The following is a 13,544-nucleotide window of genomic DNA, read 5'->3' as shown; positions in this document are numbered from 1 at the left end:
ATGCTCATCGGTCCTGGGGGGCGTCGGCCGTCACCACGACGGTGGTGAGCCGTGGCTCGTCGCCGCCGAACGCGTACACCGAACCGGTCAGCAGCACCGTACGCTCCTCGACCACGTCGGCGACCGAGCGGCGGATGGACAGCCCGACCTCGCCCGGCTCGACCACGCGCCGCCCGTCACGGCCGGTGAACGACAGCAGCCTGGCCGGCACCTCGAACTCGACCCGAGCCGACCGCCCGGGCTCCAGCTCGACCCTGGCGTACCCGACGAGCTGGGCGAGCGGCCGGGTGACCGAGGCGATCCGGTCGGAGGCGTACAGCTGCACCACCTCCGCGCCGGCCCGGTCGCCGGTGTTGCGCACCGTCACCGAGCAGCGGATCGGCTCGCCCGCCACGACCTCCTCATCGGCGGTGAAGCCGGAGTAGCCGAAGCTCGTGTAGCTCAGCCCGTGGCCGAACGCCAGCACCGGCGCCGGGTCGAGGTTGGTGACCGACCCCGCGCCGCCCAGCTTGGGGTGGAGATAGCTGTACGGCTGGCCGGCGATGCCGCGCGGCATGCTCATCGGCAGCCGGCCCGACGGGTTGACCGCGCCGCTCAGCACCCGCGCGATCGCGCCCGCGCCCTCCTGGCCGGGGAAGTACGCCTGCACGACGGCGGCGGCGCGCTCGATGATGCCCGGCACCGCGTACGAGCGGCCGGTCATCAGCACCACCACGGTCGGCGTGCCGGTGGCGAGCACCGCGTCGGCCAGCTCCTGCTGCGCACCCGGCAGGGCGAGCGACTCCACGTCACAGCCCTCGCCCGAGGTGCCCCGCCCGAACAGCCCGGAACGGTCGCCCAGCACGACGATCGCGACGTCCGACTCGGCGGCCAGGCGGGCGGCGTCGGCGATCCCCGAGCGATCGCCGTCGTCCACCCCCGTGCCGCGCGCGGTCTCGATGCGCGCCTGCGGCAGCTCCTCGCGCAGCGCCTCCAGCAGGGTCGGCGCGGCGATGCCGGTCTCCACGTCGGGGAAGTGCGGCAGCACATGGTTGACGAACGAGTAGCAGCCGAACAGCGCCGCCACCTGGTCGGCGTTCGGCCCGACGACCGCGATCTTGCGGCCCGCCGTGTCGCCGAGCGGCAGCACGCCGTCGTTGGTGAGCAGCACCACCGACTCCTCGGCGAGGCGGCGGGCGATGTCGCGGGAGGCGGGGTCGTCGAGGTCCACCTCGCCCTGCGGCTCGGGGTCGTAGTCGTCGTCCAGCAGGCCCAGCTCTGCCTTCTGCCGCAGCACCCGCAGCAGCGCCCGGTCGATCAGCGCCTCGTCGATCCGGCCCGACTCCACCGCCGCGCGCAGCGGGTCCAGGTACGTCACCCCGGTCGGCAGCTCGATGTCGATGCCCGCGCTGAGCGCCTGCACGGCCGCGTCACCGGCGTCGGCCGCCACGGCGTGCAGGGTGTGCAGGAACGCGACCGCGAAATAGTCGGCCACGACCGTGCCGTCGAAGCCCCACGTGTCGCGCAGCACGCCGGTCAGGTAGCGGGGGTCGGCGGCGATCGGGATGCCGTCGATCTCGGCGTAGGAGTTCATCACCGAACCCGCTCCTGCGTCGCGCACCGCGACCTCGAACGGGAACAGCAGCGTGTCGGCCACCTCGCGGGCGCCCGCGTGCACGGGCGCGAGGTTGCGGCCCGCGCGGGAGTTGGAGTAGCCGACGAAGTGCTTGAGCGTGGCGATCACACCGGCGGACTGCAGGCCGCGCACGTAGGCCGAGCCCACGGTCGCCACCTCGTACGGGTCCTCCGAGATGCACTCCTCGACCCGTCCCCAGCGCTGGTCGCGGATCACGTCCAGAACAGGGGCCAGCCCCTGGTGCACACCGAGCGACCGCATGCTCGCACCGATCGCCTTGCCCATCTCCTCCACCAGCTCCGGATGGAAGGTGGCGCCCCACGCGGGCGGGGCCGGGTACGTCGTGGCCCGCCAGGCCGCCAATCCCGTCAGGCACTCCTCGTGCGCGATGGCCGGGATGCCGAGTCTGGTGTTCTCACGCAGCCACCGCTGCCGCTCGGCCAGCGTCTTGCGCGCGGCCTCCGGCTCGACCGGGGTCGTGCCGAAGTGACGGGTGATGTGGCCGACGCCGTTGCGGGCGAACTCCTCGAACCCGAGGTCCTCGCTCTGCATCGAGTCCTGCAGCGGGGCGACCACGCCCTTCTTCCTGTTGACGTTCAGCCAAACGCCGACGAGCTGGGCGAGCTTCTCCTGCAGTGACATGCCGGCGAGCAGTTCCTCGACCCGCCGCGCCCGCTGCTGCGCGATCTCCGGCTCCGGCGGATCTTCAAGTGCTGGCATGACCCCTCGCGACTTTCCTGGTATCGGAAAGTTTCTGGTTAACTTTCCGATAAATCATCGTGACTTTGCCGAGCTGTTACGCTAAGGTCCGGGTCGTATCCCTGTCAATAACCCGCTCATATGGCGGAATACCGCCTGTTCAGCGGGCCGCCATCGTTCGGGCGGGTTTTCCGAAAGTCGCAACTTCACCGGTGCCGCCGGAAGGCGGCGCCACGGCCAACGGGAGGTCCTGTGCGTCGAGCCACGCTGGCCGACGTCGCCGCGGCCGCAGGAGTGTCCGTACCGACGGTCTCCAAGGTGCTCAGCGGCAAGAAACACGTCTCGGCCGCCACCCGCGACAAGGTGCTCGAAGCCGTACGAGCCTCCGGCTACGAGGCTCCGCGCCCGCCCAGCAAACCCCGCGCCGGCATCATCGACCTGCTCATCGACGGCCTCGGCTCGCCGTGGGCGCAGGTGCTGATCAGCGGCGCCGAGAAGGCCGCCGCCCGCTGGGGCTTCTCCCTGGTCGTCACCTCCTCCTACCGGCCCGACTTCGACCTGCGACGCTGGATCGGCATGGTGCGCAAGCGCAACACCGACGGCATCGTGCTCGTGCTGTCCAGGGCCGACCAGCGTGAGATCGAGGCCCTCGAGGAGCTGCTGCACGTGCCGCTCGTGCTGCTCGACCCCGTCGGCCAGCGCGACCCCCGCCTGTCCACCGTCGGCGCCACCAACTGGCTCGGCGGCGTCATGGCCACCACCCACCTGCTGGAGCTCGGACACACCAGGATCGGCTTCATCGGCGGGCCGCTCGACACCCAGTGCACGCTCGACCGGTACGAGGGCTACCTGGCGGCTCACCGCACGTTCGGCATCGAACCCGACCCCGCGCTCACCCGCTACGGCAACTTCATGGTCGGCGGCGGCAAGACGCTCGGCGGCGAACTCCTCGACCGCGACGACCCGCCCACCGCCGTCTTCGCCGGCAACGACCTCCAGGCCGCCGGCGTCTACCAGGCCGCCACCGAACGCGGCCTCCGCGTCCCCGACGATCTCTCCGTCGTGGGGTTCGACGACTCGACGCTGTGCGAGATGCTCTCGCCGCCGCTCACGACCGTACGGCAGCCGCTCGACGACATGGCGAACGAAGCCGTCCGCCTCGTCCACGAGGAGCTCACCCACCCGCGCGGGCCGTCCGGCACCCGGATCGAGCTGGCCACGAACCTGATCATCCGCCGCAGCACCGCGCCACTGAAGGCCCGGCCCTGAGCCTCAGTGAGTTGGCGGGGGTGGTGTGGCGGTGTCAGGTGTGCGCACGCCACAGCACCGCCTTCTTGACCGCCCGATCCTGACTTGACCGCCCGATCCTGAGCCTTGGTTCGGCTGATCGGCGTCGCGGCGGGGGTCCGGCCGCGCGCACGCCGCAGCACCGCCCTCCCCCGATCGACCACTCGCGACCGGGCCAGGCTCAGCACGGGTCGGCCGGAGTGCCGGCTGCCAGCGCGTCCGCCGCGGCACCTCTCGGTCGGAGGCGGAGGGGGCCGGGAGAAAGCGGCGTCTCGCCCGAAAGCCCGCGAGGGGCCTGACCGGAGCCCGCCAGCGTCTGACCGGAGTGGCCTGCGAGCATCTCGGCCAGCGCCCGGCCTACTAGCACCTCAACCCGTCCGGCTTGTGAGCGCCCCGACCCGAGCCTGGTTTGCGAGCGTCTCGCCCACGTTCGGCCTGCGAGCGCCCCGCCTGACCTGGCTTGCAAGCACCGCCGCCCGAGCCCGGTCGGCGAGCGCCCCCGCCCGAGCCCGACCTGTGAGCACCTCGCGCCTCGCCTGCGAGCGTCAAGCCAGAGCAGGCTGCGCCCGGAACAGATCAAGCCGGACTGGACCTGAAGGGCGCACCCACGAGGAGCGGAGCCTAGGAGCCTCGGAGCGGAGCCGGCGAGCAGGCATACCGAGGGAACGGTCAGAGGAGACCGGCGTCGCGGACCTTCATCGCCACGTGCACGCGATTGTCCGTGCCGAGCTTGGCGAAGATGCGGGTGATGTTGGCCTTGACGGTGGCCACGCTCACCGACAGATCCCTGGCGATCTCCGCGTTGGAGCTGCCCTTGGCGACCTCGATGGCCACCTCCCGCTCGCGTTCGGTCAGCTCGGCCAGCTCGCGTGCGGCGTCGGGCCGGCGCGGCTCGTAGCGTCCGGTGGCGGCGGCGATCACCTGCTGGGTGACGCTCGGCGACAGCACCGGCTCGCCGTTGGCCACCGCCCGCACCGCCTCGATCATCTTCGGCGGCGGCGTGTCCTTCAGCAGGAACCCGTTCGCGCCGATCTGCAGCGCCCGCAGCACCATGTCGTCGGCGTCGAACGTGGTCAGCACCAGGATCCGGGGCGGCGACGGCTGCCGAAGCAGCAGCTCGGTGGTGGTCAGACCGTCCTGCTCCGGCATGCGGATGTCCATCAGCACGACGTCGGGCCGCAGGTCGCGGATCATCGTCATCGCCTGCTTGCCGTCGCCCGCCTCGCCCACGAGGTCGATGTCGGACTCGCCGCCCAGGATGAGCCGCAGCCCCGTACGCACCATGGGATCGTCATCCACGATCACGACTCTCACCACGCGTCAAGCCTCCCACGGCAGCAGCGCGTCGAGGACGAAACGCCCGTCGCGTACGTCATGAGTGATCTTCCCACCGGCCATCCGCGTCCGCTCGGCCAGCCCGATCAGGCCCAGCCGCCCACCCGGCCCCGGCCTGCCCGGCATGGTCGCGTTGCTCACCCGGATCCGCAGCCCGTCGCCCGGCCGCCCGCCGATCTCGGCCCGCACCACGCTCCCCGGCGCGTGCTTGCGCGCGTTCGTCAGCGCCTCCTGCACGATCCGGTACGCGTGCCGCCCCGTCTGCGTCGGCAGCCGATCCCTCTCTGTGACGGTGTCGTGCACCTCGACCTGCTGCCCGGCGGCGCGTACCTCGGCGAAGAGCGCGTCGAGGTGGGCCAGCGTCGGCTGCGGCGCGGCGGGCTCGATCTCGGCCGCACCGTCGTGCTCGGCCTGGTCGTCGTGCCCGCCCCGCCGCAGGGTGCCCAGCACGGCGCGCAGCTCGTTCAGCGACTGGTGCGCGTTCTCCTGGATCGCCAGCGCCGCCTCCCGCGTCTGCTCGGGCGTCAGGTCCTTCCGGTACGCCAGCCCGCCCGCCAGCATCGCCAGCAGGGAGAGGCGGTGCGCCAGGACGTCGTGCATCTCCTGCGCGATCTTCAGGCGTTCGGCCAGCTTGGCCTGCTCCACCCGCTGCGCCTGCCCGCGCCGCTCCGCCTCCAGCCGCTCCGCCTCAAGCTCGCGCCGACCCCTCAGGTAGAGCCCGAACGCGGTCACCGCGGCCAGGACGGCGGCCGAGACGATCGCGTAGAACACGGTCAGCTGGATGTCGTCCTTCCACCGGCTGTAGAACACCTCGCACGCCCAGAACAGCACCGCGACCGGCACCACCTGCCGCCACCGGCGATGCGTGGCCAGCGAGGCGAACGCGACGATCGCCGGCCCGCCCATCGTCATCGAGAAGGCCGTCGGCACCGCCAGCACGGCCGCGATCTGCCACTGCCACCTGCGCCGCAACGGCAGCAGCGCCATGCCCGCCGCGCCCGTGGCCATGTCGGCGAGCAGCATGCCCACGTCCACCTGAGGTCCGTAGGTGCCGCTGCTGATCAGTATCACCGCGGAGAGCAGCAGGGGCAGCGCGGCGAACAAGTAGAGCAGCACGGCCCCCAGCTTGTCGGTGGACCGCCCGATGTGTGACCGCCCTGCGGCTGACCGCCCTGCGGCTGACCGCCCGGCAGTTGACCGCCCGGTGGTTGACCGGCCGGTAGTGACGGCCTCAGGCATGCCGAGCCGCCCGTCCGGACCTAGGCGTTCGGCCGAGCTCGGGCGCGACAGGTCCGGACGCTCGGCCTGGTCTAGACGCTCGGCCGGGTCTGGGTACTCGGCAACACTCTGCCGCGGCGGATCCGAGGGCTCGGCGGTGTGGCTCGGGTGCGGCGGATCCGAGGGCTCGGCGGTGTGGCTCGAGCGCGGCGGACCCAAGCGTTCGGCGACGTCACTCGAGCGCGGCGTGCCAGGGTCATCGCCTGGTGTCTCGTGCACCGGGCTGGGGTCGTGGCCTGATGCCCGGTCGAGCAGGGAGGGGTCGTGGCCTGATGCCTGGTGCGGCGTGCCGGGGTCGTCACGTGCCATCTGGCGCGGAGGGACAGCGTGGTGGTCGTGCACGGCCATCAGCCTAAACATGGCCTGGCCTGCGCGTTAGCACCCTGGGTCGACTCCGCTATAGACCCTCGGCTACAACTCGCCGCGCAGGTGTAGCCCTGGCGACGGCGACTTTCGACCCTGGTCCGATGTGATCCGGTGGCGTTTCCGATGAACTTCTGATCGTGATCGAACTCCACCGCGTCACCAAGACCTACAAGGGCGTGAAGGCGCTCGACGACGTGTCCTTCACCGTCCACCCCGGCTCCGTCACAGGCTTCCTCGGCCCCAACGGCGCGGGCAAGTCGACGGCCATGCGCATCCTGACCGGCCTCATCAAGCCCACATCAGGCCGCGCCACCGTGCTGGGCAAGCCTTATGCCGAGCTGGCGCGTCCCGGCTACGACGTGGGCACCCTGCTCGACGCCGGCGCCCAGCACCCCGGCCGCACCGGGCGCGAGGTGCTCACCCTGGGCGCGCTCATGCTCGGCCTGCCGAAAACGCGCGTCGACGAAGTACTCGGCATGGTGGGCCTGACCGCCAAGGAGGCCGGACGGCCGGTGCGCGGCTACTCACTCGGCATGCGACAGCGGCTCGGCATCGGCCACGCGCTCCTCGGCCGCCCCAAGGCGCTCATTCTGGACGAGCCCGCCAACGGCCTCGACCCCCAGGGCATCCAGTGGATGCGCGAGCTCCTGCGGGACCTGGCCGCCTCCGGCTGCGCCGTTCTGCTCAGCTCACACCTGCTGTACGAAGTGGAGCAGGTCGCCGACCGCATCGTGATGATCGGCGCCGGGCGCGTCCTGGCCCAGGGCACACTCGCCGAGCTCAGCCAGGGCCGCAGCCTCGAACAGACCTTCCTCGACCTCACCTCCCGCGCATCCCGCACCCCCGCCTGACGCTGGCTTCGGCCTGGTCTCCCAGCCCCCACGACCCCGTCTTGGAACCCGATGATCTCTCTCAGTCCCGATGACCTCGTCCGCCGTAGCAATGCGACCAGGCATCGTCGCCTGCAGTCGCGACCTGGACAGGTGCCATCGTCCGCAGTCGCGACCTTGGCCGGCGCCGTCGTCTGCAGTCGCGATCTGGGCCGGTGTCGTCGCCCGCCGTGGCGGGGCGGCCCGGTGCTATGGCGTGCCATCGCAACCCGATCCGGCCCTTACCTACCGTCGAGATTCGGCTCGGCGTTTTCGCGTGTTGTCGCGGCCTGTCCTGGCGTTGTGGCTTGCTGTGGCGGCCCGATCCGGCGATGCGGTCCCGCCGTTGCGAGCGGATCGGGCGTCTTCGCCCGCCGTCGCCGGCTGGCCCGACCTGGCCCCGTCTACTGCCGTTACCCGATCCGGCGACCGTGCGTCACCTGGCTTCCGGTTACGTTCCGGATGCCGGTCCGGCAAGGGCCTGCGTCGTCAAGCGGGTCTGCATGCGCGGGCCGGGCGGGCGAGCGTCGGCGGCTCCACCGGGCTGGCGTTCAAGGACCCTCCGCCGGTCGTCGCCCGCAAGGCGGCACACGCGGTCGTGTTCGGGAGGCGGCCCATGCGGTCGTGTTCGGGAGGCGGCACACGCGGTCGTGTTCGGGAGGCGCTGCATCTGGTCATCGAGACACGGCCACGTTGGGGGTTTCCCTGCCATTCGGCGTCGTCCGCGAAGCGTCCTTACGCAGGGTGCGCTCGATAGCCGTCCGTGAGGCGCTTGTGAGGCGGCCGTAGTTGGTCGTCGTCGCTCGCCAACTTGGTGTCGCCCGCGAAGCGTCCCCACGCGCCCCTCGACTGTCGTCGGTCAGACGCTGTGCTGTCGCCCGTGCAGCGCTTGCGGGGCGGCCGCAATTGGTAGTCGCCCGCGAAGTGGCCATCGAAGGATGCGCTCGGGCAGCGCCTGGCCTGGCCGGACGACCCCACGTGACACAGCACCCGCACGCTCAGCGGTCGCTCGCGAAGGGCCGCGCTCGGCCGTGGCCCTGCCACTTGGCCATCGGACGCAACGCGTGTGTGACGCGGCTGCACTTAGGCGGCACTCGTGAAGCGTTGGCGACGGCTTCCACTCGGCGGCTTCTAGGCCGGAGGGGCTGGCGGTTGCCTGGCCAGACGACCGGCGGGTGCCTGGCCAGACGGCTGGCGGGTGCTTGGCCAGACGGCCGGCGGTTGTCTGGCCAGACGGCTGGCGGGTGCTTGGCCAGACGGCTGAGCGTGGCTCGCCCCTTCTTCCCCCTACTTCTTCACCCCCACCACCGACAGAACCACCCCTTGCACCCATAGCGATTGGAGCTGCTCATGACCACCCACATCGCCCCACGAACCTGGCAGCGCAGCACGTTCGGCACCCTGCTGCGAGTTGAGACGCGGAAGCTGCTCGATACCCGGACCAGCCGGATCATGACCGCCGTCCTGGTCGTCGTCGCGGTCGCGCTCGTCGCCGGCCGGGGCGTCGTGACGGGGACAGCCGACCTGTTCACGTTGGCCGGGACGGCGGGGGCGGCGTTCGGGATTCTGCTGCCCGTGCTCGGCATTCTGTCGATCACCGGCGAGTGGCATCACCGAACGGCGCTGACCACGTTCACCCTGGAGCCGAGACGGGCGCGGGTGCTGGTGGCGAAGTGCGTGCCGGTACTGGTGGCGGCCGCGCTGGCGTGCGTCCTCGCGGTGCTGGTCGCGCTGCCGGTGACGGCGGTGGCGGCGTCCGTGGCGGGCGTGGAGGCGTCGTGGCGGCTCGAGCCGTACGAGCTGCTGGGCTGGATCGCGACGATGGTGCTGGTGACCGCCCAGGGCCTGGCGTTGGGGCTGCTGGTGCTGAACGCCCCGGCCGTGATCGTGATCTACCTGGTCAGCCCCATGGTGTGGAGCTTCGTCGGTCAACTTGGCAAGGGAGGTAAAGCCATGGCACAGTGGCTGGACCTCAACTCCACCAGCGACGTTCTGATGAGCGGCGACGTGACAGGCGGCGATTTGGCGCGCCTGGCGGCGTCTGTGACGGTCTGGATCGTCGTCCCTGCCGTGGTGGGGACCCTGCGAGTGCTCCGCAGCGACGTGACCTGATGCTTTACCCACAAGGTAGATCTATGCCGGTTTCGTGGCGATATGTTTGCCAATGTCCGGTTTTAAGAGGTAGCGTCGTAGACGTCACCGAGCAGTGACCCGCGCCTGACCAAGAGAGGCGGGGCCTGCCTCGGTTCTTCGGATCCCACGATCCACGCGGATTCCCGCTGCGCTCCACGTAGCGTCTGTACGGCGTGCTGCCCGGCTACGTACGTCCCGACGAGCGCAAAGTTCCCGTCCCCTAACAAAGGACCTGAATTTTCCTATGTCTGCTCGCCTGCGTTCTGTCGCCCTGCTCGCCGCCTCCGCCGCCGCGGCCATGACCGTCGGCGCGTCCACCGCTCACGCCGGGACCGGCGTCGAGCAGCGCGGGGTGCTGAAGGGCTCGACGACTGCGTCCTACTTCTGGGACGACGCCTCCGGCCGAGCCGGCGACACCGGGCTGCCCGCGGCGGGCAAGCCCATGCAGAAGGGCCTGGCCGCCAGCCCGAGCTGGCCCCTCATGACCGAGGGTTACGTCATCTACAAGGGCAAGAAGCTGCCCTTCTTCGTGGGTGACCGCGGCCCCGGCGCCCCGTCCAACCGCGGCGTGATGCTCGACCTGGACGCCAAGACCTTCGCCGAGCTGACCGGCGGCACGTTCAACCCGCGCACGCTGGGGGTCGACGGCGTCAACGGCGAGGGCCACATCAAGGTCGACTACATCATCACCAAGTGGGGTGACGGGGTCGGCAAGAAGAGCTACCCCGTGGCCTTCTCCACCGGCGCCTGGGCCGAGAAGGACGACAACCCGGTCATCCAGCAGGTGTCCGTCAAGGTTCCTGCCACCCGGTAAGGCCGGCCATCAGACGTCATCGAAGAGGGCGCTCCCATCGGGCGGAGCGCCCTCTTCGGCGTTTCCCACGGACGTCAGCGTCGCCGTGATACGCGGGCGTCGGCATCGCCGCTTCATGCGGGAGGCCGGTGCCGGCGTCTCATGCGGGAGGCCGGTGCCGGCGTGTCATGCGGGCGTGGGCGTCGGCGTGTCATGCGGGCGTGGGCGTCGGCGTGTCATGCGGGTGTCGGCGTCGGCGTTTCATGTGAGCGTCAGCGCTGGTGTTTCATGCGGGTGTCAGCGCAGGTTCGGTACGGGCACCTTCGACCAGTCGATGTCCGAGCCGAAGTAGAAGCTCGGGTACGCCGGCTGGTTGTAGCCCGTCTGCTGCCTGGCCACGTCGACCCGGTACTGCGGGTCGTGCATGAGCGTGTACAGCTTCCTGTCGGTCACCTCGGTGCTGAGGTAGATGCGGATCGCGCTGCTGTCGGCCGTACGGACCAGCAGCTCCTCGCGCCAGTCGCCGAAGACGTCGGCCACCAGGCCGGGGTTGCCCTTCGTCCAGTTGTTCGTCAGCGTGCCCTCGGCCGTCAGCAGCGTTCCCCTGCGGTGGTCGTCGATGGTGGGCGTCTGCAGGACGTCGGTGGCGGTGCCGTTGACGAGCTGCGTGGTCATGTCGGCGGCCCAGCGGATGCTCATGTTGGTGCCGGGGGTGTTCCTGCCCAGGTACTCGCCGCGCGCCGACCACAGACCGGCCTGCACCGCCTGGTCCGGCGGCATCGAGGACCACATCTCCAGGCCGCGGATGCCCGGGTCGATGTCGCCGACCATGCCGCGGCCGGTGTCCACGCCGCTGTAGCCGCCGTGGATCACCTCGCCGGTGGCGGCGTCGCGCAGCGCCCAGCCGTACGGGGCCCACGAGCCGCCCTCGTGCACGGTCCAGATCTCCAAACCGGGATGATCGGGGTCGAAGTCGCCCACGTGCATGGCGTCGCCGTGCCCGAGCCGTACGTTCTGGCCCGGCACGTTGCTCTGCGGCGGCGCTACGTCGAAGGAGGAGTACAGCAGGTCGCCGTCGTCGTCGATGGTGGCGGAGCCGTACACGATCTCCTGCCTGCCGTCGCCGTCCACGTCGGCCACGCCCATCGAGTGGAAGCCCTGCGTGGTCAGGTCGGCGTACTTCGGGTTGCTGCCGGGGACGCCGTGCGGCGAGGCGTTGAACGGGTTCGTCATTGGGGCGTGGCCGCTGTCGACGTACCAGCGCTCCTTGAGCCGCCTGCCGTCCCAGTCGTAGGCGACCAGCGTGGTGCGGGTGTAGTAGCCGCGCGCGAAGATCGCCGACGGGCGCCGGCCGTCGAGGTAGGCGACCGACGACAGGAAGCGGTCCACCCGGTTGCCCGGCTCGATCCTGGCCATCGCGTAGTCGCCCCAGAGCAGGCCGTCGTCGCCGCGTCCCGGCTTGTAGTGGACGGTCTGCAGCTCGCGGCCCGTCGCGCCGTCGAACACCGACAGGTACTCGGGGCCGGTGAGGACGAAGCCGGCGAACTCGCGCAGCCGGTTGTTGCCGCTGCGGGAGGGCGCGTAGACGTCGATGAAGTACGTCGCCAGCTCCTCCGCGTCGGCCTTGGAGAGCGGGTACCGGTACTTCGGCTCGATGCCGAGCGCCTCTTCGATGGTCTTCGGCCAGCGCCCGGCGACGACCTCCGGATGCTCATGCCACTTCGTGAACATCGCCGCCAGGTGGTCGAAGTAGTCGGCGGCGCTCATCCGGTAGTCGTCGGTGTGGGCGTACCCGGCCTTGCGGTCCTCGCGCGGCATCGTGATGTAGCGCTCGGAGACGACCTGGCCCTTGGCGCCGTACCGGATGATCTTTGTGCCCGGGGCGGTCTTCAGCATCATCTCCGAACGGCCGTCGCCGTCGAAGTCGTAGACCAGGAACTGCGTGTAGTGGGCGCCCGAGCGGATGTTCACGCCCAGGTCGAGCCGCCAGCGCAGGGTGCCGTCCAGCTCGTAGGTGTCGAGGTACGTGTTGCCGGTGTAGCCGCGCTGCGAGACGTCCTTGGAGTTCGACGGCTCCCACTTGACCACGTACTCGTACTGGCCGTCGCCGTCCACGTCGCCCACGCTCAGGTCGTTGGCCGCGTACGTGTACGCCTCGCCCGCCGGGGTCACGCCGTCGGCGGGCTTGCGCAGCTTGAGATTGTAAAACGTTTTAAGCCAAGGCCTGACAGCAGGGCTCTTCCGGCCCTCGCGGCCCCTCGCGATCGGCGCCACCCGGTACTCGGAGCGGGACGTGCCCGCAGGGTCGCGGTAGTTGGTGCTGTCGGTCACCGTGGCGATCGGACGGCCGTCGCGGTAGACGCGGAAGTCGGTGCCCGTCATGCCGTCCGGGCCGTGCCCGGTGACCTCGTCGCCGAGCAGTCGCCAGCTCAGGAACACGCCCTCGCTGGTGGAGGCCGCCACCAGGCCCCGATCGAGATGCTCAAGGCGCGGGCCCGGGCGGTGTTCGCCCTGTGGTGCGGAGGCGGCGGTGGCGGGGGAGGGGGTCATGGGCAGGCACATGAGTGCGGCTAAGCCCACGGCCATGGCGCGGCGGATGCTGCTGGGGGGTCTCATCGTGACGAGCTCCGCTCATTGAATCGATTAAATTTGGCTGGAGATTATTGGGGACTGTGAGGTTTGTCAAGGGCATGTTTCGCCAGGTGATATAGGGGGTGGCGGGGGCGGCCGAGGTCGTGAACCACCTTGAAAGCGTTCAGTGGGAGGGTGGGGAGGACCGCTGTGCGGCGCTGTGATGTACGCGCGATCGGGGGGTGCCAGCACCGTCGCTTGAGATCAGGGCGCCTGCGCCATCGCTTGAGATCGGGGGCGTCACCGCCGCCCGCCTCGTACTGCGACGGTCGCCGTGCCCTCTGGCCGCCGTCCGTTTGCGATCGCGGCGATCGTCGCCACGGCCTGCTCAGCCGCAGCATGCGGCCTCGACCGGCTGCGGCGATCCCGCTGACAGTCGCAGGTTGCGAGTGTGCGGACGATCTTCGGAGGGGCTGGCAACCCCGGTTGATCGGAGCACGATGCGAAAGCCTGGCCCGACGTCTTGGCCTACACGCTGCGGCTGCGGGCGCAGGACCGGCATGGTCTGCCCGTGGAGCGGCCAGGCCGCCGTCAAGCG

Annotated in this window: 8 protein-coding genes; 4 read left to right on the top strand and 4 right to left on the bottom strand. The window is 70.5% G+C overall.

Annotated features, from left to right (window positions below):
- Window positions 1-4: 4 nt before the first annotated feature.
- Window positions 5-2,335 carry a glycoside hydrolase family 3 N-terminal domain-containing protein gene (locus AB0K67_RS04380; RefSeq protein WP_364052666.1) on the bottom strand — a complete coding sequence of 777 codons (2,331 nt, stop codon included), beginning with the start codon at window positions 2,333-2,335 and terminating at the stop codon, window positions 5-7.
- Between the two features lie 231 nt (window positions 2,336-2,566).
- Here AB0K67_RS04380 and AB0K67_RS04375 point away from each other — a divergent pair, with 231 nt between their 5' ends.
- The gene (locus AB0K67_RS04375) at window positions 2,567-3,583 is read left to right on the top strand and encodes a LacI family DNA-binding transcriptional regulator (protein ID WP_364052663.1); all 1,017 of its coding nucleotides are present in this window, start codon (window positions 2,567-2,569) and stop codon (window positions 3,581-3,583) included.
- Window positions 3,584-4,270: 687 nt separating this feature from the next.
- Here the strand turns inward: AB0K67_RS04375 and AB0K67_RS04370 are convergent.
- Window positions 4,271-4,900: a response regulator transcription factor gene (locus AB0K67_RS04370; RefSeq protein ID WP_364052660.1), complete on the bottom strand. Its 630-nt coding sequence runs from the start codon at window positions 4,898-4,900 to the stop codon at window positions 4,271-4,273.
- 21 nt (window positions 4,901-4,921) lie between these two features.
- On the bottom strand, window positions 4,922-6,052 hold the full coding sequence (locus tag AB0K67_RS04365) for a histidine kinase (protein ID WP_364052657.1): 1,131 nt from the start codon (window positions 6,050-6,052) through the stop codon (window positions 4,922-4,924).
- A gap of 665 nt (window positions 6,053-6,717) precedes the next feature.
- Here AB0K67_RS04365 and AB0K67_RS04360 point away from each other — a divergent pair.
- From AB0K67_RS04360 to AB0K67_RS04350, 3 genes are all read left to right on the top strand, one after another.
- Entirely contained in the window at window positions 6,718-7,431 is a 714-nt protein-coding gene (locus AB0K67_RS04360) for an ABC transporter ATP-binding protein (protein WP_364052654.1), read from the top strand.
- Window positions 7,432-8,787: 1,356 nt separating this feature from the next.
- Window positions 8,788-9,561, top strand: coding sequence for an ABC transporter permease (locus AB0K67_RS04355; protein ID WP_364052651.1), 774 nt, complete (start codon window positions 8,788-8,790; stop codon window positions 9,559-9,561).
- 265 nt (window positions 9,562-9,826) lie between these two features.
- Window positions 9,827-10,396, top strand: a complete 570-nt coding sequence (locus tag AB0K67_RS04350; protein WP_364052648.1) for a hypothetical protein — start codon at window positions 9,827-9,829, stop codon at window positions 10,394-10,396.
- A 276-nt stretch (window positions 10,397-10,672) separates the two neighbouring features.
- On the opposite strand, the gene AB0K67_RS04345 is transcribed toward AB0K67_RS04350, so the two are convergent.
- Entirely contained in the window at window positions 10,673-12,925 is a 2,253-nt protein-coding gene (locus tag AB0K67_RS04345) for a rhamnogalacturonan lyase (protein WP_364057434.1), read from the bottom strand.
- Window positions 12,926-13,544 lie beyond the last annotated feature (619 nt).

The sequence above is a fragment of the Nonomuraea sp. NPDC052634 genome (assembly GCF_040678535.1).
Lineage (GTDB): Bacteria > Actinomycetota > Actinomycetes > Streptosporangiales > Streptosporangiaceae > Nonomuraea > Nonomuraea fastidiosa.
Note: the sequence above shows the minus strand (reverse complement) of the source record. Positions and strands in the feature narration are given on the sequence as shown.

Excerpts from the sequence above, each read along its gene's own strand:
- AB0K67_RS04380 (WP_364052666.1), bottom strand. The coding sequence starts at position 2,335 with ATGCCAGCACTTGAAGATCCGCCGGAGCCGGAGATCGCGCAGCAGCGG.
- AB0K67_RS04350 (WP_364052648.1), top strand. The coding sequence starts at position 9,827 with ATGTCTGCTCGCCTGCGTTCTGTCGCCCTGCTCGCCGCCTCCGCCGCC.
- AB0K67_RS04345 (WP_364057434.1), bottom strand. The coding sequence starts at position 12,925 with ATGACCCCCTCCCCCGCCACCGCCGCCTCCGCACCACAGGGCGAACAC.